The 21258-nt window shown below is 48.0% G+C and carries 16 protein-coding genes, 1 tRNA gene and 4 pseudogenes; 16 read left to right on the plus strand and 5 right to left on the minus strand.

Annotated features, from left to right (window positions below; genetic code table 11):
- The first annotated feature begins 15 nt into the window (after nt 1–15).
- The 4 genes from CVU77_03450 to CVU77_03465 all read left to right on the plus strand — a co-directional run bounded on the left by CVU77_03450 (nt 16) and on the right by CVU77_03465 (nt 3879).
- Nucleotides 16–89 (plus strand) — tRNA-Pro (locus CVU77_03450).
- Between the two features lie 33 nt (nt 90–122).
- Nucleotides 123–611, plus strand: coding sequence for a ligand-binding protein SH3 (locus CVU77_03455; protein ID PKN02001.1), 489 nt, complete (start codon nt 123–125; stop codon nt 609–611).
- Nucleotides 612–676: 65 nt separating this feature from the next.
- The gene (locus CVU77_03460) at nt 677–2422 is read left to right on the plus strand and encodes a YgiQ family radical SAM protein (protein ID PKN02002.1); all 1746 of its coding nucleotides are present in this window, start codon (nt 677–679) and stop codon (nt 2420–2422) included.
- A gap of 1160 nt (nt 2423–3582) precedes the next feature.
- Nucleotides 3583–3879 carry a hypothetical protein gene (locus CVU77_03465; protein PKN02003.1) on the plus strand — a complete coding sequence of 99 codons (297 nt, stop codon included), beginning with the start codon at nt 3583–3585 and terminating at the stop codon, nt 3877–3879.
- On the opposite strand, the pseudogene CVU77_03470 reads toward CVU77_03465, so the two are convergent.
- The 3 genes and pseudogenes from CVU77_03470 to CVU77_03480 all read right to left on the minus strand — a co-directional run bounded on the left by CVU77_03470 (nt 3842) and on the right by CVU77_03480 (nt 4405).
- Nucleotides 3842–3928: pseudogene (locus CVU77_03470) on the minus strand (energy transducer TonB). The gene CVU77_03465 and the pseudogene CVU77_03470 overlap by 38 nt on opposite strands.
- A gap of 126 nt (nt 3929–4054) precedes the next feature.
- Nucleotides 4055–4204 (minus strand): annotated as a pseudogene (locus CVU77_03475) (DUF2497 domain-containing protein).
- Nucleotides 4205–4216: 12 nt separating this feature from the next.
- Nucleotides 4217–4405, minus strand: coding sequence for a hypothetical protein (locus CVU77_03480; GenBank protein ID PKN02004.1), 189 nt, complete (start codon nt 4403–4405; stop codon nt 4217–4219).
- A 1356-nt stretch (nt 4406–5761) separates the two neighbouring features.
- On the opposite strand from CVU77_03480, the gene CVU77_03485 reads away from it, so the two are divergent.
- The 4 genes from CVU77_03485 (at nt 5762) to CVU77_03500 (ending at nt 10200) form a co-directional block, all read left to right on the plus strand.
- The gene (locus CVU77_03485; protein PKN02005.1) at nt 5762–6574 is read left to right on the plus strand and encodes a hypothetical protein; all 813 of its coding nucleotides are present in this window, start codon (nt 5762–5764) and stop codon (nt 6572–6574) included.
- Between the two features lie 1010 nt (nt 6575–7584).
- Complete coding sequence (locus tag CVU77_03490; protein PKN02006.1) at nt 7585–7830, plus strand: hypothetical protein; 246 nt, start codon at nt 7585–7587, stop codon at nt 7828–7830.
- A 296-nt stretch (nt 7831–8126) separates the two neighbouring features.
- Complete coding sequence (locus CVU77_03495) at nt 8127–8870, plus strand: hypothetical protein (GenBank protein ID PKN02007.1); 744 nt, start codon at nt 8127–8129, stop codon at nt 8868–8870.
- Between the two features lie 601 nt (nt 8871–9471).
- Nucleotides 9472–10200 (plus strand): hypothetical protein, encoded by a 729-nt coding sequence (locus tag CVU77_03500; GenBank protein ID PKN02008.1) that lies wholly within the window; start codon nt 9472–9474, stop codon nt 10198–10200.
- A 330-nt stretch (nt 10201–10530) separates the two neighbouring features.
- Here CVU77_03500 and CVU77_03505 read toward each other — a convergent pair.
- A pseudogene (locus CVU77_03505) lies at nt 10531–10971 on the minus strand (hypothetical protein).
- 502 nt (nt 10972–11473) lie between these two features.
- On the opposite strand from CVU77_03505, the gene CVU77_03510 reads away from it, so the two are divergent.
- Both CVU77_03510 and CVU77_03515 read left to right on the plus strand, forming a co-directional pair.
- The gene (locus CVU77_03510) at nt 11474–12253 is read left to right on the plus strand and encodes a hypothetical protein (GenBank protein ID PKN02009.1); all 780 of its coding nucleotides are present in this window, start codon (nt 11474–11476) and stop codon (nt 12251–12253) included.
- A gap of 398 nt (nt 12254–12651) precedes the next feature.
- Entirely contained in the window at nt 12652–14292 is a 1641-nt protein-coding gene (locus tag CVU77_03515) for a hypothetical protein (GenBank protein ID PKN02010.1), read from the plus strand.
- Between the two features lie 154 nt (nt 14293–14446).
- Here the strand turns inward: CVU77_03515 and CVU77_03520 are convergent, their stop codons facing one another.
- Complete coding sequence (locus CVU77_03520; protein PKN02011.1) at nt 14447–15157, minus strand: hypothetical protein; 711 nt, start codon at nt 15155–15157, stop codon at nt 14447–14449.
- Between the two features lie 55 nt (nt 15158–15212).
- Between CVU77_03520 and CVU77_03525 the strand changes: the two genes are divergently transcribed.
- The 6 genes and pseudogenes from CVU77_03525 (at nt 15213) to CVU77_03550 (ending at nt 21187) form a co-directional block, all read left to right on the plus strand.
- Nucleotides 15213–15419, plus strand: coding sequence for a hypothetical protein (locus tag CVU77_03525; GenBank protein ID PKN02012.1), 207 nt, complete (start codon nt 15213–15215; stop codon nt 15417–15419).
- Between the two features lie 1233 nt (nt 15420–16652).
- Nucleotides 16653–18107 (plus strand): type I restriction endonuclease subunit M, encoded by a 1455-nt coding sequence (locus CVU77_03530; protein ID PKN02013.1) that lies wholly within the window; start codon nt 16653–16655, stop codon nt 18105–18107.
- A complete protein-coding gene (locus tag CVU77_03535) occupies nt 18104–18952 on the plus strand; it encodes a hypothetical protein (GenBank protein PKN02014.1) in 849 nt (282 codons plus the stop codon). Before CVU77_03530 ends, CVU77_03535 begins: the two co-directional genes overlap by 4 nt.
- 153 nt (nt 18953–19105) lie before the next feature.
- Nucleotides 19106–20227: a hypothetical protein gene (locus CVU77_03540; GenBank protein ID PKN02015.1), complete on the plus strand. Its 1122-nt coding sequence runs from the start codon at nt 19106–19108 to the stop codon at nt 20225–20227.
- Between the two features lie 3 nt (nt 20228–20230).
- A complete protein-coding gene (locus CVU77_03545) occupies nt 20231–20746 on the plus strand; it encodes a hypothetical protein (GenBank protein PKN02016.1) in 516 nt (171 codons plus the stop codon).
- 1 nt (nt 20747) lies between these two features.
- Nucleotides 20748–21187 (plus strand): annotated as a pseudogene (locus tag CVU77_03550) (hypothetical protein).
- Nucleotides 21188–21258 lie beyond the last annotated feature (71 nt).

The following is a 21258-nucleotide window of genomic DNA, read 5'->3' on the forward strand; positions in this document are numbered from 1 at the left end:
ATTTTCTAAGTAAGTCGGGGCGTAGCTCAGTTGGCTAGAGCGCACGGTTCGGGACCGTGAGGCCGCTGGTTCAAGTCCAGTCGCCCCGAAATGTTTTTCCCGCCGGATATTCCCGCCTATTTATGAGAGAATCCATAGCCGCTTTTCTTAATTCCTTTCTTCCGCCGGAGATAACGACTCTTATCATAGCCGCCACGCCCGTGGTCGAACTGCGAGGGGCGTTGCCGCTGGCTCTGGGCGTTTTCGGATTCGGATTTTCCAAGGCATACGCCTTGAGCGTCGCCGGGAATCTTATCCCCGTGGCGCCGTTGTTACTGTTTCTTAATCATATTTCCGCGTGGCTTATGCGGTTTGACATCTTCAAAAAATTCTTCGACTGGTGGTTCGCGCGAACTCGCCGGCATTCCGATCTGGTGGAAAAATATGAGACGCTGGGGCTTATTCTTTTCGTGGCAATTCCTCTTCCTATGACAGGCGCCTGGTCCGGATGCGTGGCCGCCTACCTTCTGGGCATCAAGTTTGTTCACGCCATTACCGCCATAACCATAGGGGTGCTTGTGGCCGGTCTTATAGTCGGTTCGGCGTCTATGGGCGCGCTGAGTTTCTTCTGAGTAATCCATAAACATCAACAAAAGGCCACCGTCGACAAACGCCGGTGGTTATTCATTTCAAAACTATGTTTATACCCGCTACACGCCAGGAAATTGAAGCTCTGGGATGGGACAAGCCCGACATCATTCTTGTCACCGGAGACGCCTACATCGACAGCCCCCACACGGGTGTCGCCGTTATCGGCAAATGTCTGATGGCTGCGGGTTACAAAGTCGGCATAATCGCGCAGCCGAACGTTTCCGACGATACCGACATAAAACGGCTTGGCGAGCCGGCATTGTTTTGGGGCGTGACATCGGGCTGCGTCGACTCTATGGTCGCCAACTACACCGCCACCAAGAAAAAACGCAACGAGGACGATTTTACGCCCGGCCTTCAAAATGTCAGAAGGCCCGACCGCGCCGTCATAGCGTATTCAAATCTCATAAGGCGATATTTCAAAAACACAAAACCCATCGTTCTGGGCGGTATCGAGGCGAGCTTGCGGCGCATATCGCATTATGATTTTTGGGACGACGCGGTAAGAAAGTCGGTTTTGTTCGACGCTAAAGCGGATTTTCTGGTTTACGGTATGGGGGAGAAAGCCATAATCGAACTTGCCGGAAAACTTAAAAAAGGCGAGTCGCCGTCGGAGGTGAGGGGAATCTGTCACATCTCCAAGGGACCTGTGGACGGCTATATTATTCTTCCGTCGCACGATGAAGTGTCCCCCAAAACTCCCGAAGGCCGCGATAAATTCGCCGAAATGTTCGGCATCTTTTACGCCAATAACGAACCTCATTCGGCCAAGGGTCTTTGTCAGAAACAGGACACGAGATATATAGTCCAAAATCCTCCGCAATATGATTTAACCGTCGAAGAACTCGACGCAATCTACGCGCAGGATTACGAAAGAGACGTTCACCCGATTCACAAAAAAGAAGGCGCGGTAAGAGCGCTTGAAACGATAAAATTTTCCATTACCACTCACAGGGGATGTTACGGGGAATGTAATTTCTGCTCGGTGAGCGCGCATCAGGGCGCGGCCGTGACGTCCAGAAGCGCCGCGTCAATAATAGAGGAGGCGCGCAAAATTTCCGCCCTGCCGGATTTCAAAGGGTATATAACCGATGTCGGCGGACCCACCGCGAATATGTACGCCACGCATTGCAATAGGGCTGTCACGCGCGGCCGCTGCAAAGACAAAAGGTGCCTTTATCCGTCGATATGCGGTTCTCTGAAATTCGGCCACGGGGCGCAAATTAAACTTTTGTCGGAGTTAAGAGCCCTGCCCGGGATTAAAAAAGTTTTTGTGGCGTCCGGCATAAGGCACGATATGGCGCTGGCCGACAAGGAGCGCGGCGTGGAATATGTCGACGCGCTGGTGTCGCACCATGTTTCGGGACAGATGAAGATAGCCCCCGAACATACCGAGCCCGCCGTATTGAAACGGATGGGAAAGCCCGGACCGGAATACTTGAAGAACTTCAAGAAATTATTCGACGAACTCAATAAGCGCCGCGGTAAAAATCAGTTTCTTACGTATTATTTTATTGCCGCGCATCCCGGCTGTGGCATTTATGAGATGAAAAAATTAAAAGATTTTGCCGCAAGCGAGTTGAAAATGACTCCCGAGCAGATTCAGATATTCACTCCCACGCCTTCGACATACTCCACGCTGATGTACTATACGGGGAAAGATCCTTTTACGGGCGAGGAAATTTTTACGGAGCGTGACCCCGGCAAGCGCGGCGAGCAGAAGCAAGTCATTATTTACACGCGCCGAAGAGAACCTGTCCGGCGGGGCGGATCCTTCCGACGGAATAAATAAAAATCCTCGCCGTAACAACTTCGTAACAATTATTTTGTATAGATATACTTGGTTGTCATTGCGAGGAGTCAAGGGCTTGCCCTTGATGACGAAGCAATCTCGCTATTGTAAGATTGCTTCCTCGCGGAGTTTACCCCGCACTCTGATGCGGGGCTCCTCGCAATGACAATAAGCGGATATTACGCGCTAAAAAGCGAGCACAAAGAGGCCCTAATATGACAACGCTCCTTATCTATCTATCTATCTATCTATCTATCTATCTATCTATCTATCTATCTATCTATCTATCTATCTATCTATCTATCTATTCTATCTATCTATCTATCTATCTACTGTCTATCTTTTCCGCCGCCCCCGCTTCAAATCTCTAAAACCCCGTAGCCCCTCTCGTAAGACCCTTAATCCGCCGCCCCCAAACCGCAATAGTTTCAATTGTAACGGCCTTTCCGGCCTCTTTGGGCGGGTTTTGGGCCGATTCGAGACATCCGCCTATTCCCGCACAATCGCCGCCGTCCTTTTTATCCCTTTACTATTCGCCCTTTCCACTCCCCGACTTTTCGCCGCTTCCGTCTGGACCGAAACCACCGACACCGACTTCGCTGATGGTGTTTTCAATATGACGATGACTTCGGGCACAGGAACGGCCGCGCAATTAACCCTCTCGCCATTCGGAACAGGGGCGGACGGCTCCGTTACAATCTCCGCCACAAAAAATATCAATTCGGATATAATAAGTTCTGGCAGGGTTACTTATGCCGACGGAATAAACTACGCCGTCTCGGGTGTCTGGACAAGTTCGATAACCTGCTCCGCCGCGCCAAACGGAATTGTAACGGGCGACGAAATTATTTTGATAAACCAGCAGGGTGACGCGACAAACAACGGCAATGTCGGCAACTATGAGTTTTTCAGAATAGCGAGTGTGAGCGGCAATTTTCTGATTTTTACGTCGAGCATTACAAAAATCTACGGCGCGACGACAAACAATAACGTCCTCACCGGACAAAAAATCACCGCCCAGAGGGTGCCCAACTGGGGCAATGTAACGATAAGCGGCGCGGGCACGCAATTGACTTGTGCCGCGTGGGACGGAACGAAAGGCGGGATGGTCGTTTTCCGCTCGACTGGCACCGTTTCCGTCGGGGCCGGGGCGAGTGTTGATGTTAGCAGTTGTGGTTTCCGTGGTGGTGTTGCCGGAAGTAATGGCGCGGAAGACGCGCGTAATCCCAATATCACAACTGGTGGCGCGAATGGTTCGGGTGTCAATGGCGGTGGACCTGCCGGGACAGGTGCCGGTACCGGAGGCAATGGTGGTGCTTGTAATAATGGCCCAGTGGCTCCTGCTGGGACAGGTGGTCGAGGTGGTGGAGGTGGCGGCGCAAATACTGTCGCTGGAGGTGGTGGCGGCGCCAGACCTCATGATGCGGGGAGTAACTATTCAACAATTTCAAATATAACAATGGGTGGTGGTGCGGCTTGCGGAGGTGGTGCAGGCAGTGGGGGCGGGTCTGTAATATTAGGGAATCCCGGTTTTGCTAATGGCACGGGTGGGAGTTATCAAAGTGGCGGCGGCGCTGGAGGCAGTGGCGGTTCAGGCAATCGCGGTGGTGGAATTATTTTAATATATGCGTATCAAATTTCTGGTTCTGGCGTGATAAGTGCTAATGGAGGTATGGGTGGCGCCGGCGGTGGTGGCGGTGGTGGTAGAGAACAAAATGGTAACGTTCATGCCGGTGCTGGTGGCGGCGGTGGGGGTGGTAATGGCGGTGCCGGCGGGTCTATAATAGTTTTTTATCAAAATAATACCTTTAGCGGCACGTCAGCTGTTGCAAGTGGTACAGGCGGCGGAGCCGGTGGCGGAGGCGGTGCTGGTACAGGTGACAATGTCAGCAGTGGAGGCGGCGGAGGCGGTGGTGCAGGTAGTAACGGAGGCGGTGGTGGCGGCGGACAAAATGCTACTGGCGATGGTGGTGCCGGTGGCAATGCCGGGTGGGCTGGTTATAATTCTGCCGATGGTACTGGTCTTGGTGGTGCAGCCGGTGGTGGTGGTGGCTCAAGTGGCGCAGGAGGTGCAGCTAATAATGGCGGTTACGGGGCTGTTGCCTCTGGGGCAAATGCTTCCGGAATAAACGGTGGTGCTGGTGGAAATGGAACCTATGGTGGTGGAGGAGGTGGTGGTGGCAAGGGTGCAACTGGGACAAGTGGTTATAACAGTATCGCGTCCGCTGGCACAATTTATTATTCTCCCGCCACATACCGCTCGAATGTCTTTGACACCGCCTCAAAAACTGTCGTATCAAGCATCTCGTGGAACCCCGCCTCGCAACCCGCGGGCACAAACCTCGTCGTCGGAATCCGCGTATCGTCTTGGACATTCTCGGCAAACTCGTCCACTCCCACTTGGCTGAACATCTCAAACGGCCAAACACTTAATTGGCACGGACGTTACATTCAATATCAAAGCACATTCACGACGACGAATTCAACGACAACCCCCCGCCTTGAAGATATATCGGTAACCTATCGCGTGAAACCATGGCAGGAAAAATCGATAACACGAACTTCCTCCAATGCTTTCGGCTTCGGCGGGGGAGAAATCTGGGCTTGGGAAGTCCCCGTAAAATCAGGATCTGCTCTGACGATAACAGCATACATCCGTTACAATTCGGAGTATGGCGGTTCGACGACAAAACCGAAATTGACGCTCACCGGTCGAGGCATCACGCCGACAAGTATTTCCGCCACTGGTGCCGCCCAAGACGCATGGGAACTTCTAACCATAAACCCCGGCACTCCGTCACAAAACGCGACGCTCACCCTCAGGGCGGAAGGTTTTTCGACGAACCCTGGGGCTAAATTTTATATTGATGACATAAACGTATCGCAGTAGGGACAGGTCGCGACCTGTCCCTATGAAAATATCCATCGTAACAACTTCGTAACAGTTATTCTGTATAGATATTGACGAAAGCGAATTGGGCCTATTGCACATTGTAAATCGTAAAATCAAAACACTTGAAACGCGGGCTTTTATCTGCTACGTTGTGTCTTGTACGCTTGCACCGGAGGCGGTTATTTTGAAGCGGGTAAAAATTGACACTATCCGTATCCTGCCGGACGAACTCCAGACGTCCGCGCTTTCAGCTCTGTTTCGTCAGCCGCGTCCGTTTTCCGACGGAAGAACTTACACCGCGGCTAATTTTGTAATCGGCATCTATCCCCCCCCCCCCCCCCCCCCCCCACTAAAAATCTTGCAGGAACAATTTTTCCGACGATAAAACTTTTTTTCGACGGGGATGTCCGCGCATTTTTGCGGCCCGTCGATAAGCGGGGGGATTTATGTCCGTTATAGTTTTTACGGTGTCGCTGACGATATTTTTTATCGTCGGCTGGTTCGTAGTATCGCGTGTTGTAGCAAGTGTGAAAGCCCGAAAAAAACTTGAGTCCCAAAAAGATGAAATATGCGCGCAACTGATACAGGCCTCCCGTCTGGCGTGTGTGGGGGAATTGGCGGCGGGCTTGTCGCACGAGGTAGGTAATCTGCTTCAAACGATTCTGGGTAATACCGAGTTGATGATGCAAAACGGTTCCGGAGAATACCTTGTAACGATTAAAGAATCGGCCCTTGCCTCCAAAAAAATATTGTCGAACCTTATGGATTTTGCGCGTCAGCAAAAAATGAGTTTTGCTCCCGGCGACGTTCGCGACGTGCTTGAGGCGACCCTTAAAATCTACGCGCGGCAGCTTGAGTTTCAAAACATAAAAATCATAAGGGATTACGATGCGGCCCTGCCCGAACTTCGCATATCAGAAAGCTGCCTTCAGCAGGTTTTCTTAAACGCAATCCTCAACGCCCAAAGAGCGATGCCCAAAGGCGGCAAGCTTTTTATCACGATTCTGCGCGATGATCCGTGGGTCAATATCATATTCAAGGACACGGGTGTGGGAATAAAAAAAGAGAACTTGGGCGAATTATTTAAACCGTTTTTTACGACGTGGCACGACGGGCACGGTCTGGGTCTCGGAGTTTCAAACGATATAATCAAGCGGCACGGGGGAGAAATAAACATCTCTTCCGAGGGCGAGGGCCGAGGCGCCGAGGTCAAGATAAAACTCCCGTTGGTTTTTAAAGAACCTGCCGGTGATGCGTAAAATGCCGTCCCGATCATTCCCATCGTAACAACTTCGTAACAATTATTTTGTATAAATATCAGCGTCCGGACAGGGCACGCCGTATGGCTTTTATAAACCTAATTATGACGCCAAACACCCCCAAAAAGAGGCCTGATATGAAACACGCTCCTTATCTATCTATCTATCTATCTATCTATCTATCTGCTGTCTTTATGAGATAGTAAAAAGCGCTTTAAGCGCGTCAATCCCGAAACGAATCAAACCCAAACACCCGAAGCCGCCCGAAACTTCGGGATTTTTATTTTCAAAGAGATTATCAATCAGCCGTGCCGCCTCTGCCCTTGTCTTTTTCTCTTTACTTTTCTGCATTTTCACTTCCCCACTCTTCACCGCGCCTCTTGAAATCGACTACATGGAATACAACACGGATGCAAACGCTCAAAGCGCGTATGTGAGCAATTCTTCCGTTGTGGCGACGGGCGGAACGATAACGGAAGTCGGGGGTTACAGGATTCATACTTTTACTGCTTCGGGAACTTTTACGATGAATGTTTCGACGAATGTTGAGGTGCTTGTTGTGGCGGGGGGTGGGGGTGGTGGCAAGTACTGGTCTGCCGGTGGTGGTGGTGCAGGAGGTCTAATTTATAAATCAACTTTCGCTGTTGTCGCACAGGCGTATATTGTTACCGTTGGTAGTGCCGGTGCTGGCAGTAAAACATTTAATTCTGGACGTGGGAACGCTTACAACGGTGGCGATTCGGTTTTTAGCACATTAACTGCACTTGGCGGTGGATATGGAGCCAGTTATCCAAATGGTTATTTTGTAACCCCAGGGGGAAATGGTGGATCTGGCGGAGGGGCTGGGAAATTTGACTATGATACAAGTGGAGGTCCAGGCAGCGCAACTCAACCGGGTTCTTCGTCTGGTGGTTTTGGTAGTAACGGAGGAACCGCTGTAAATGCTGGTGGCGGCGGTGGTGGAGGTGCTGGTGCAGTAGGCGGTAACGGTGCTGCTAATGTAGGAGGAAATGGCGGTGCGGGATTGTCTTATTCAATTTCCGGCTCTGCTGTTTACTATGCCGGTGGTGGCGGAGGGGCTTCTTCTGCTGGCACTGCTGGGACTGGCGGGATTGGGGGAGGGGGCAATGGTGGGAATCAACCCACCGCTGGAAGCGATGGAACAGCAAACACTGGAGGTGGCGGTGGCGCAGGAGGCAATGGCACCGACGAAACAAGTCCCGCTGGCGGCGCCGGCGGCTCAGGTATCGTCATAATAAGATATCCCTCACCACTTCTGACATACTCCGAACCCACCATAAAAACCCAAGGCTCCTACGCAATAAAATCGTCAGCGCCAGTCACCACCTCCCTCAACAAAACCCTCACCAGAACAGTTTCTCCGACGATAAACCTCTCCGACAGAACACAAATCAAATTCGACATCCGCTCCACAAGAACCGGAAGCAATATCAAAATCGGCATCAGAGATTCGGGTGGCACAACGACCTACATCACCCCCAATATAACTTCCGCAAATAATTATCAGACGGTAGATTGGGACATCTCAGGCGTGAGCAACGCAAACAAAGACGCGATAGACAGAATAATAATCGAAATCGTCAATGCCGACGCATCGAACACTTTTTATCTCGATAATCTTTTTGCACGCTGGGCTCCGGACGCACCGACGATAAACCGTGTTACATCTTTGTCGCCCGACTCGATACAATGGGGTTGGACAGATAACTCATCCGGCGTTGACCAGGAAGACGAATTCAGAGTTTATTCTTCGACGGGCGGCCTGCTTGCAACGCGCACCGCCGACACGACTTTCTGGATAGAAACGGGCTTGAAGCGAAACAAAGAATACTCCCGATACATTCAAGCGTATAACACCGCAGGTTCATCAAACTCTGCGACGATAACCTGGCGCACGAAACCCGGCGCGTTTCAATCAAAATCCGCTCAAGGCCAGCCGACGAGAACCGGCCCCAACGCATTCGGCTTTGTCGGTGATGCCGTCTGGGAGTGGGACGTTCCGGTGAAATCCGGCTCGGCTCTGACGATAACCGCATACATCCGTTACAATTCGGAATATGGCGGCTCGACGACAAAACCGAAACTCACGCTTTCGGGCGTTGGCATATCACCGACAAGCATATCGGCGACATCATCCGCCGAAGACGCCTGGGAGTTATTGACGCTCAACCCCGGCACACCGTCACAAAACTCTATCCTCACACTTCGCGCCGAAGGATTCTCGACGAACACGGGGGCGAGGTTTTATATTGATGATATAAATATCAGTCAATAGCGGCCAGCTTTTATCTGCTCGATTTTTCTTGCCGTAACAACTTCGTAACAATTATTTTGTATCATCTACTTGCGTGACGGTTCTATGTAATAGCCGCGCGCAATGTCTCTCCAAAAATGTCTTAAACGGACGGATTTTAGATGATTACAAACGCGATATTAGGCCCCATACTGATAGGTGAAAACGTGACGACTTCCGGCGCGCTCCTTATCTATCTATCTATCTATCTATCTATCTATCTGCTGTCTATCTTTTACGCCGCTCCCGCTTCAAATCTCTAACATCCCGCTTCCCATCCTGTAAAACCCCTAAATCGCCGCTCCCAAACCGCTATAGTTTCAATTGTAACGACCTTTCCGGCCTCTTTGGGCGGTTTTTCGGACGATTAGATACATCTCGTCACCGCCCCTGCTTTTCTACCCCTCGCCATTCACAATTTAACATTTACGCCCTCCACATCACCCGCGCCCTTATTTTTACTATTCTCTACTCACTATTTACTATTCACACCCTCCTCGCTGACCCTGCGCTCACCCATCCTGGAATAATCTCTGTAGACCGCCTCATAGAACTTCAACAAAATCTCCGCCGCGATTTCATTTTGATAGATGTTGAACCGAAAATCGCCTATGCCCGCGAACACTTAGACGGCGCCGTAAATCTGCCTCTTGAAGAAATTGAAGTCCGCCATAAAGAACTCCCGAAAGACAAATTGATAATAACGTACTGTCACTGCGGCGGGGAATCAAGCCGCGCGAAACAAGCCGCTGACAAACTCGCTGGGCTTAACTTTAAAAAGGTCGCGTATCTCGGCGAACCCGCCTCGGCGTTTTTCGAATATAAAAAAGCCGGGCACCCTGTGGCGGTGAACCTTAATCGTTATATTGCGATAGAACAACTCACAACGGCCGCGGGCTCTCCGGTTTTTATTTCAACTGCGTCGGCGCCGCATATCTTGAAGCCGGTGTCGCCCAGAATAAATCCAGCCATTGTCTCTTGCGAAATCTTGTATTTCCGTATGAAAAACCACCCCGAAGAAGTCGGTAAAAACTTTATCGTCATTGACCTGCGCGAAAAAGAAGAATACGACGCGGGGCATATTCCGCGCGCGCAAAATATTCCGCTTGGGAAATTGCTGAGCAAAAACTCCGACGGACGATTCGTCTACGAGACGCTGCCAAAGGACAAGGAAATATTCGTCTATTGCGCGGGCGGTTACCGCAGTAAAATCGCCGCGCAGGAATTGCTCGAAGCCGGATACGATAAGGTTTACTCTCTCGACGGCGGGTTTACTCTGTGGAGGAAAAACAACTATGAAATTGAAAAATAGTATTCCGTGCCGGGCACTAAACTTTGTCGTCGCTCTTGTCTTTACTATTCTTTATTCACTATTTACTATACACTCTCTTTCCGCTGCGCCTCTCGAAATTGATTACATGGAATATAACACAGATGTAAACGCACAGGCGGCGTATGTGAGCAACTCTTCCGTTACTGCCACCGGCGGAACGATAACCGAGGTCGGTGGCTATCGCATTCATACTTTTACGAGCAACGGAACATTTACAGTTACTGCTGGTAGTGGAAATGTCGAAGTTCTTGTTGTTGCTGGTGGCGGGAGCGGTGGTGGTGCCGGCGGAGGCGGTGGGGGTGGTGTAATTTATAACACATCTTATGCAGTTAATGCGGGGACAATTACAGTAACAGTTGGCGCTGGCGGTGCTACAAAAACCGCAAACGGTGTAGGAAATAACGGCAATGATTCAGTATTTGGTTCCCTAACTGCTATCGGTGGTGGTGGTGGAGGATCTTATTCTATCGGTATCGGTTCTAACGGCGGTTCGGGTGGTGGTGGCGGTTCTTGTAATAGTGGGGGTGTAGTAATAACGCCTGGTAGCGGAACGGGTGGACAGGGTAATAGCGGTGGTAATGGAGATAACACATGTAGTCCTTACATCAGTGGTGGTGGAGGTGGGGCTGGAGCAGTTGGCGGTTCGGCATCGGTAAGTACATCAGGTAGTGGTGGGATTGGAATACAAAACAATATAGACGGTAATAATTATTACTACGGAGGTGGAGGTGGAGGAGGGTCGCAGGGCAACGGGAGAACTGCAGGTAATGGAGGGTTAGGTGGGGGAGGCGGTGGTGCTCACCTTTTCGTCACAGGAGCAGCTGGTATAGGCGGAGGTTCAGCGAGAAATGTAGGTGGAAATGGTCAGTATGTAAATTCTTACCCTCCGTGTGATGGTGGTGCGGGAGGGGCTAATACAGGCGGTGGTGGTGGAGGAATGGGTATCAGTGTCTCTAATGGCGGCTCCGGCGGCTCCGGCATTGTCATAGTAAGATACCCTATTCCATTTCTATCATACTCCGAAACCACCATAAAAACACAGGGCACCTACGCAATAAAATCATCCGCGCCCGTCACCACCTCCCTCAACAAAACCCTCACCAGAACCGTCTCGCCGACGATAAATCTCACCGACAGGACGATAATCAAGTTCGATATTCGTGCTACCCGCACCGGAAGCAACATCAAAATCGGCATCAGAGATTCAGGAGGCACGACGACTTACATCACACCCAATATAACTTCGGCAAACGTGTATCAGACGATAGATTGGGATATATCAGCCGTAAGCAACGCAAACAAAGACGCGCTCGACAGAATAATAATCGAGATAGTCAACGCCGACGCCTCAAATACTTTTTACATTGATAATCTTTTCGCTCCCGACATTCCGCCAAACGCTCCGACGATAAATCGCGCTGCCGCACTTTCCAACACCTCAATAGAATGGGGCTGGACAGATAACTCATCCGGCGCATCACAGGAAGACGAGTTCAGAGTTTATTCCTCGACGGGAGGCCTGCTCACAACGCGCACCGCCGACACGACTTTCTGGATAGAAACGGGACTCAAGCGCAACAAAGAATACTCCCGATACATCCAGGCGTATAACACGGCGGGGTCTTCCAACTCCGCAACAATAACCTGGCGCACAAAGCCCGGCGCTTTTCAATCAAAAGTTTCGCAAGGTCAGCCGACGAGAGCCGGCGCAAACGCCTTCGGATTCGTCGGAGACGCGGTTTGGGAGTGGGATGTTCCCGTAAAATCAGGCTCGGCTTTGACTATAACCACTTACATCCGTTACAATACGGAATACGGCGGCCCCACGACAAAACCGAAACTTACCTTATCGGGAAAAGGCATCTCCCCGACGAGCGTATCGGCAACATCATCCGCCGAAAATGCCTGGGAACTCTTGAACATAAACGCCGGCACACCGTCGCAAAACGCTACGCTTACATTGCGTGCCGAGGGGTTCTCCAATACACCAGGCGCTAAGTTTTATATCGACGATATAAATGTGAGCCAGTAGCGGGTGGCTTTTTTTGAGGTGCCACCTTTGTCGTAACAACTTCGTAACAATTATTTTGTATAAATATGACAAGCAGCGGGAGAAACGCCTTGAGAGCAAAAACGAGGTTCAACTATGAAAACTAACCGCATTACAGGCAAATCCGCAGGCACTTTTAGACCCCAAAACCCCGCCTCGATAAAGATAGCTCCTTATCTATCTATCTATCTATCTATCTATCTATCTGCTGTCTATTATTAACCCCCTCCGAAGTATTTAGCGCCTCCCAACTCACCCACACCACCAAAACCGACTGGCAAAATGGCATCTTAGTAAACGCCACTTGGTATCCTGAAACCCAACTCCAACTTGATTGGCAGGGTTCGACATTTACCACGCCCGGCCACTCCCCGTCCGAGATGTGGCTCGGCGGCTGGAAATATCGAAGAAAAATTACGATAAACAATTCTCTTGCTTACGGGCTTTCGGATTATCAGGTCTGGATTCCGACGAGTGCGTTTGGTAGCAATTGGACGCTAATCCGTTCCTCCGCACAACCAACAATGGCTGATTTTCGTTTCACGCCGTCAACGGCGGTCGTTTCACTGCCATATTGGATTGATTCCGACACAACTACTCCCAATGGTTTCCGTGTCAAAATATCCACACTCCCGGCGGGCAATAACACGATTTATATCTATTATGGAAATTCATCTGCCGTTGCGGGGAGTAGCGTAACCGCAGTTTGGGGCTCCGGTCTTGTGGGTTACTGGCCATTCGGTGAGGGTTCGGGAACGACTGCTAAAGACGCTTCGGGAAATAATAATAACGGAACTTTGACAAACAGTCCGACTTGGGTTAATGGGAAATACGGCACATCTTTGAATTTTAATGGGACGAATAATTATGTTAATGTGCCCGATGCCAATAGCTTAGATATTACAAATGCGATTACGGTTGAAGCATGGATAAACCCTGCTGTTTCCGGCAATTCTGCGTATAGAACTTTCCTTGCTAAGCGTAATGTCGGTGTAAATTATGAGCTATTCTTAAATAACGATGCAGGAGCAAATCAAGGGAGGTTGGGTTGGTATAGTGGAGCGGTAGTAATAAGTAATAACATACCCGCTATTGGAGTATGGACTCATACCGTAGCGACTGTTTCTGGAGGAACTAACTTAATAATGTACGTTAATGGGGTGCCTGTACATACTGCGACAATCGCTGCCATATCCGCGAATGCAGACCCGCTTACTATAGGAAGCATAGTAGGTCCCAGCGAATGTTTTAGCGGCATTATGGACGAAGTGCGCATTTACAATCGGACTTTAAGTGAAAGTGAAATCAAATCACATTACGCCCCCACCGAACCCACAATATCGTTGGTCGGGAGTGAAGAAGGCTTATTTTTCTCAACCGGAACATACCGCTTCGCCGTCATAGACACCGCATCAAAAGTCGTCATATCAAGCGTCTCGTGGAACCCCGCCTCTCAACCCGGCTCAACGAATATCTCCGTCGGAATCCGCATATCATCTTATTCGTTCTCGATAAACTCATCAACGCCTGCTTGGCTTGCCGTATCAAACGGGCAAAACCTGAATTTGCACGGGCGTTACATCCAATATCAAAGCACATTTACGACGACAAATTCAACGACAACACCCCGCCTCGAAGATATATCGGTAACTTACAGAGTAAAGCCCTGGCAGGAAAAATCGGTGACAAGAACCCCGCCAAACTCTTTCGGATTTGGCGGCGGAGAAATCTGGACTTGGGAAGTCCCCGTAAAATCGGGCTCACCGCTGACGATAACCGCATACATACGTTATAATTCAGAATACGGCGGCTCCGCGACAAAACCGAAACTCACGCTTTCGGGTGTGGGCATTTCACCGACGAGCATATCCGCCACCGGTGCGGCTGAGAACGCATGGGAACTCCTGACGATAAATCCCGGAACCCCGTCGCAAAACACCATTCTCACCCTTCGCGCGGAGGGTTTCTCGACGAATCCCGGCGCAAAATTCTATATCGACGACATAAATATCTCGCAGTAGGCGCTTAAACAATACACCTCTGTACCCCTACATACGTCATTCCCGAATGTTATTATCGGGAACCCATTATAATACATGGATTCCCGCTTTCGCGGGAATGACAATACGGATTTTTACTTAGTTACAGGCGGGGGCGAGGGGAACAAACAAAAAACTACTGATTTATTGAGATATCATCAATATAGAACTTCGCTCCCGGATTTGTCGAAAAACCCTCTGTCCGCAAAGTTAAAATACCGTCGGACGAGGGGGTTCCCGATAATTGTCTCTGCTCCCAGGAGTTTTCGGCGGAAGAAGTGGCCGAGATACTCTCGTTTATCCCAAGGCCAGATAAAGTCAGTTTGGGCTTGTCGTATGTCGCGCCGAGATATTCCGTATTGTAACGGATGTATGCCGATATTGTAACGGGTTGTCCGCCTTTTACCGGGAGTTGCCAAGTCCAGTCATCACCGCCATAAAAGCCGTTGGAATGATTACCGGTTCTGACGACGGATTTTTCTTTCCACGGTTTGGCGGGTTTGTACGTAATCGTTATATCCTCAAGCAGCGGGGTGGACGTGGTTACGCTCGTTGTGAACGTCGAGGCGTATTGAATATATCTTCCGACGATGCCCGGGTTTGAGCCGTTTGTTATTTGAGACCAAGCCGGTGTCGGAGAATCTGCCGCAAAACTTTCTCTTGAGGCGCGTATTGAGACGGCAAGATTTGTTCCCGCTGGTTGCGTCGACGGGTTCCACGAAATGCTCGATACCACTACTTTCGAGGCGGTGTCGAGAACATTGGATTTATAGGTGGCGGTAGAAAAATAAGTTAAAGTTAAATATCTCACTATTACGGTGCCGGAACCGCCGTTACCGCCGGCCACGCCTGGAGATGCGGATCCTCCACCGCCCCCGCCACCGGTATTAGAGGCCCCGGGATTGCCAACCACACCCGCGCCGCTTCCTCCGTTTCCTCCTCCACCCGCACCGCCGCTGCCACCCCCAATCGTCGTTCCCGAGCCGCCGCCTCCTCCTCGCGTAACGGCGACGCCGGTAATGGAACTTGAACGTCCTGCGCCACCATTACCACCGGCGTTACTGTTTGTTCCGGCTGCGCCAGCACCACCACCCCCACCGCCGCAGTAAGCCTGTTGCACCGGGCTGTTTCCTCCGGAGTTTCCATAGCCAGTTCCCCCGGGAGGGGACGTCTGGGTAGAAACGCCGCCAACTTTACCGCCGATGTAACCGGAACCACCTCCGGAGCCGCCGGAGTTTCCGTTTGACCCGCCTCCGCCACCCCCACCGCCTCCAATAGCAGTGACAAGCGAGCCAAATGTCGAGTTATCGCCGTTACCGGAGCTGGCGATGCCGCCGGCACCTACAGTAACCGTCTGTGGCTCAGCGACAACCAGCGTCCCCTCGATATATCCTCCGGCACCGCCTCCCGCCCCGGCATCCGCACCACCGGCGCCTCCACCTCCAATCACAAGATACTCAACATTCATAGTGCTATTTGGTGTGAATGTTCCGTTGCTCGTAAAGGTGTGAATGGTATATCCGCCTGAAGTTGTGATTGTTCCGCTCGTGGCTCGGGCTGTCGAAATCTTAATGTATGCCGCATCACCGGTGCCGACTATTGTTACTGATGATACAAGACCGTCACCGAAATCAGTATTCGATGTTTCCGTCCAAGTCGTCGCGGCATAGAGATTTTTCGCTCCGATCAGAATGACAAGAACGAACAAAAAGGCAATGGTGCTATGAAACAAAAAACCCGAAGCTTTTGGCGGCTTCAGGTGTTCGGGTTTGATTCGCTTCGAGACTACTGCGCGTAGAGCGCTTCGGACTATCTCATAAAGACAGCAGATAGATAGATAGATAGATAGATAGATAGATAAGGAGCGTGTTTCATTGTAGGCCTCTCTTTAGTCCCACCGCCGTGTGGCGGGATGGGTGCGATTTGGGTCAAAACCGGGTTTATAAAAGCCATACGGCGTACCTCATCCTGACATAGATGTTTATACAAAATAATTGTTACGAAGTTGTTACGGCGGGGAAAAATAAATGGTGCGTGGCCGAGCTGCCGATAACCGAGGCGGATTGTGAAAGGGTCGCCGCGGCCGACCACCCGTTTCTGTTGATTTGAACCCCCATCATAATTTTATACAATAACGCCGTAATACCGTTGGGAAACTCTTGAACCAACACATAAGCGGGGATTGATGGAACGCAATCTCAAATCGCCGGAGTATTATTGGGATATGTCAATATCCGGCAAACTTATAAAAGCCCGAAGCGGCCCTGCGCCGTTGAGGGTTTTTTTATTTATGACGGCTTGAATGGCCTAATGTAATTTGAAAGGAAGGTTGTGAATAAAAAATGTTTGAGCAAGCATTTAAAAATATCGACGACATTCTGCATAAAGACGCCGGTTGCAGCAGCGAACTTGATTATGTAGAGCAGACCTCTTGGATTCTCTTTCTGAAGTATCTGGATGATCTTGAGAAGGACAAGAAAATAGGGGCAAAGCTGACCGGTAAAACCTACTCGGGAATCATTGCCCCGGAGTATCGTTGGGAAGTTTGGGCCGTTCCTAAGGGGAAAGACGGTAAACTCGGCCACCACAAGGCACTTACCGGTGACGATTTAAAAGAATTTGTCGACCACAAGTTATTCCCCTACCTGAAAAAGTTTAAGGCCAATGCCGAAAGCGCCGACACCATCGAATATAAGATTGGCGAGATTTTTAACGAACTCAAAAACAAAATCCATAGCGGTTATAACCTCCGCGAAGTCATTAATTTGATCGACCAGTTGCGGTTCCGCTCCCATGCCGAAAAGCATGAGATGTCCCACTTGTATGAAGATAAAATCAAGAACATGGGCAACGCGGGCCGAAATGGCGGCGAGTATTACACGCCCCGGCCGCTCATCAAAACGATAGTGAAAGTCGTCGCCCCGGAAATCGGCGATAAAATATACGACGGTGCAGTAGGTTCGGCAGGTTTTTTGTGCGAAGCATTTGAATATCTCAAAATCAGCAGGAACCTAACCACTAAAGACGTCGGCACCTTACAGAAGAAAACATTCTACGGAAAGGAAAAGAAATCGCTCGCCTATATCATCGGCACGATGAATATGATTTTGCACGGTATAGAAGCACCTAATATCGTGCATACGAACACGCTGGCCGAAAATCTTGCCGATATTCAAGAGAAAGACCGTTATGATATCGTCCTTGCCAATCCGCCTTTTGGCGGCAAGGAACGATCCGAGGTACAGCAGAACTTCCCCATTAAAACAGGGGAGACCGCGTTTCTTTTCCTTCAACATTTTATTAAAATTTTGAAGGCAGGCGGTCGAGCGGGTGTTGTCATTAAGAACACCTTTCTTTCCAATACCGACAACGCTTCGGTTAGCTTGCGCAAACTTCTTTTGGAAAGTTGTAATTTGCACACGGTGCTTGATTTACCAGGGGGAACATTTACCGGCGCTGGTGTCAAAACCGTAGTGCTCTTTTTCGAAAAAGGCGTGCCGACGAGAAAGGTCTGGTTTTATCAGCTCAATCTTGACCGCAATCTCGGCAAGACAAACCCGCTGAACGAAAACGATCTGGCTGAGTTTGTAAAATTGCAGAAAACAAAAGCGGACTCGGAAAACTCTTGGACGGTGAAAGTTGCCGATGTTGATACCGCCACCTACGACCTGTCTGTGAAAAACCCGAATAAAAAGACTGGACCCGCGCTCCGTGACCCGCAAGACATTTTAGATGAAATGAAAAGATTGGATGGGGAAAGCTCAAAAACAATGAAAGACATAGGAGAATTAATATGAAGAGTAATTTAGCAATCTTTGAAAATTTCAAAATCCGCAGGATTTACGATGAAAAAAACGAAACATGGTATTTTTCCGTTATAGATATTGTGCAGGTTTTAATACAACAGACGAATTATCAAGTTGCAAGAAATTATTGGAAAGTCCTAAAAAATCGCTTAAATAAAGAAGGAAGTGAAGTGGTTACAAAATGTAACCGGTTGAAATTATCCGCAGAAGATGGAAAAATGCGATTTACCGATGTTGCCAATCCTGAAACGCTCTTGCGTCTTATTCAGTCTGTCCCAAGCCCCAAGGCAGAACCTATCAAGATATGGCTTGCCAAGGTAGGATATGAAAGAATGCAGGAAATGGCTGACCCCGAAAAATCCCTTAATCGCGCAAGGGAAAACTGGCAGAAGCACGGACGAAGCGGAAAATGGATTCAACAACGAATGATGGGGCAGGAAACCCGCAATAAATTAACTGATTATTGGAGTAAACACGAGATAACCAAAGAAAAAGAATATGCAGTACTAACAAACATTATTCACCAGGAATGGGCTGATGTTACTGTAAAAGAACATAAAAAAGCAAAAGGGTTAAAAACTCAAAACCTGCGTGACCATATGACCGAAGCGGAACTTATTTTTACCGCTTTGGCAGAATTGTCCACAAGGCAGATAGCCGAAACCGCAGAGGCAAAGGGGATGACGGAAAACAAGATTGCCGGAATAAAAGGCGGTGGTATTGCCAAAAAAGCGCGGCTGGAACTGGAAGAAAAAACGGGGAAGCGGGTTGTTTCCGGTGAAAATTATTTACCTCCTCAAAAATCCCAGAAAAAATTGAATGACGGGGAAAAATGAAATTGGCGGTAAGGGATCCGAGCAAATGTGGGGAAATATCGCTGAAGGAGCCGAAGGATATTTTGGAGGGAATGAGGCGATTGGCTGGTGAAAGCAAAAAACATTTAATGCTATTGAAAAAATTTCTGTGATTGTTTAATTTTAGAGGGAATTATGGGAAAAAGTAATTTAATAGACATAACCCCCCAAATATTAACTTGGGCGCGGGAAGAAATGCAGATAAAAGCCAATGATGTTGCTTTTGAATTGCAAATTAATCCTGAAACTTATAACAAGTGGGAAAATAGTGGGAAGGATATTCCATTCGCAGATTTAAAAATATTAGCAAAGATTTTTAAAAGACAATTATCCTGTTTTTTTCTACCGGATGTTCCAAAAAAATCAAGAAGACCTACTGACCATAGAAATCTGAACATTTTTAGTTCTCACTTATCATACGAGACATCTCTTGCTATTCGTCGAGTTAGTAGGTATAAAACATTGTTAGGAGAGCTTAATAAACAAAGTTACTATAGTAAAAAATATCAATGGCTTGAATATTTAAGAGCAGAATTTCCACAAGCCAGAAGGATTGATAATGAAAATATTGCAGAGTGGATTAGAAATCAAATGGGCTTCTCTATAGAAGATCAGTTAAAAACAAATAGTCCTTCCGATGCCTATATCTTATTGAGAAACTTAATAGAAGATAAATTAGGCATTCCTATTTTCCAGTTTAAAATGCCCATAGAAGAAATTCAAGGATTTTGTTATGCGGAAGCAATGCCATATTGTATTGTAGTTAATAGTATCCATCACGCTCCAACGGGAAAGCTTTTCACACTAATACATGAACTGGGGCACGTTCTTAAAAACCAATCCTCTATTTGTTATCCTGAAAAAGTGGACAAAAGCGAAAACCTTGAACTTGAGTGCAATTCTTTTGCAGGCAGTTTGTTGGTCCCTGCTAAAGTCGTAACTTTCATAGATACATGTGATGGAATCTACAAAAAGGCAAGAACTCTGAAAATAAGTAGCGAGGTCTATCTTCGTAGAATGCAAACATTGAAACTTATTCCTGATAATCTATTTTTCCAGTTACTTGGGGAGATTCACTCAAAAGTCACAAAGCCTGTGCAAGGTTTTGCTATTCTAACCCAAGTACAGAAAAGTATAAATTCAAGAGGCCGCCATCTATTTAATGTGGTTGTCGAAGCTTCAAAATATAATCGGATTTCTTATAGTAATGCATCTGATATTTTAGGATTAAAAATAAATCATTTTATTAATCTATAGAAAATGAACAATCGTTTAACAGATGTGAAATATTATATAGACACAAGTGCATTGATAAGAACATTCAGGTTTTATCCACAATCATTAATAGCACCTATTTGGGGGAAACTCGAAGCAATGTTTAAATCAGGACAATTGGCTTCTCATCGGTTCGTTTACGAGGAAATTACTACCGCTGCGAAAAGTCCGGATATCTTATCCAAAAGTATTACGCCACTTAAAGAGTATTTTAAAACACAAACATACAGCCAAACGAAAATAGTAGCAGATATTATTAGTAAATTCCCTGGATTAATTGACCCAAATCAAGAAAAGGAAGAAGCAGATCCATGGTTGATTGCTATTGCAATAATGGAGAAAATTAAAAATATTGCTAAAGATATTTGTGTGGTCAGCGAAGAAAGTGAGAGGAAACCTAATAAAATTCCAGCTGTTTGTAAGCATTATAAAATAGAACATCTGAACTTGGAAAGATTTTATCTGAAAATCGGGTTAGATTTTAAAGTGATATTTAAATAGTATGAAAACCAACTGGCAAACAAAAAAACTTGGCGAGGTTTGTGATGTTTTGGATAATAAGCGAAAACCGATTACAAAAAGGAACCGTGTTGCAGGCAAGTATCCATATTATGGAGCAACTGGAATTTTGGATTATGTCGGCGATTATATTTTTGATGAGAAGTTAGTTTTAATCGGAGAGGATGGTGCAAAATGGGAATCGGGAGAAAGCACTGCATTTATTGCCAACGGAAAATATTGGGTAAATAATCATGCACATGTAATAAGACCACATAGAGATATTATTTTAGATAATTGGATTGTTTTTTCTTTTATTTAACAGATCTAACGAAACATACAACAGGACTGACAGTTCCAAAGTTAAATCAAGCAAATCTAAGAAATATTCAAATTCCTCTCCTGCCTCTTTCTGAACAAAAGCGGATTGTTAAAGTTTGGTGATTATAAACGATTTGGCACTAAATTCGTGATGTAAGACATAAGCAACTCGAACAGCGGCTCATGTCTATGAT

This window comes from Elusimicrobia bacterium HGW-Elusimicrobia-1, assembly GCA_002841695.1.
GTDB lineage: Bacteria > Elusimicrobiota > Endomicrobiia > PHAN01 > PHAN01 > PHAN01.

Excerpts from the sequence above, each read along its gene's own strand:
- CVU77_03535 (PKN02014.1), top strand. The coding sequence starts at position 18,104 with ATGAAGAGTAATTTAGCAATCTTTGAAAATTTCAAAATCCGCAGGATT.
- CVU77_03540 (PKN02015.1), top strand. The coding sequence starts at position 19,106 with ATGGGAAAAAGTAATTTAATAGACATAACCCCCCAAATATTAACTTGG.
- CVU77_03490 (PKN02006.1), top strand. The coding sequence starts at position 7,585 with ATGGCGGTGCGGGATTGTCTTATTCAATTTCCGGCTCTGCTGTTTACT.
- CVU77_03545 (PKN02016.1), top strand. The coding sequence starts at position 20,231 with ATGAACAATCGTTTAACAGATGTGAAATATTATATAGACACAAGTGCA.
- CVU77_03485 (PKN02005.1), top strand. The coding sequence starts at position 5,762 with ATGTCCGTTATAGTTTTTACGGTGTCGCTGACGATATTTTTTATCGTC.
- CVU77_03460 (PKN02002.1), top strand. The coding sequence starts at position 677 with ATGTTTATACCCGCTACACGCCAGGAAATTGAAGCTCTGGGATGGGAC.
- CVU77_03530 (PKN02013.1), top strand. The coding sequence starts at position 16,653 with ATGTTTGAGCAAGCATTTAAAAATATCGACGACATTCTGCATAAAGAC.
- CVU77_03465 (PKN02003.1), top strand. The coding sequence starts at position 3,583 with ATGTTAGCAGTTGTGGTTTCCGTGGTGGTGTTGCCGGAAGTAATGGCG.
- CVU77_03455 (PKN02001.1), top strand. The coding sequence starts at position 123 with ATGAGAGAATCCATAGCCGCTTTTCTTAATTCCTTTCTTCCGCCGGAG.
- CVU77_03515 (PKN02010.1), top strand. The coding sequence starts at position 12,652 with ATGTGGCTCGGCGGCTGGAAATATCGAAGAAAAATTACGATAAACAAT.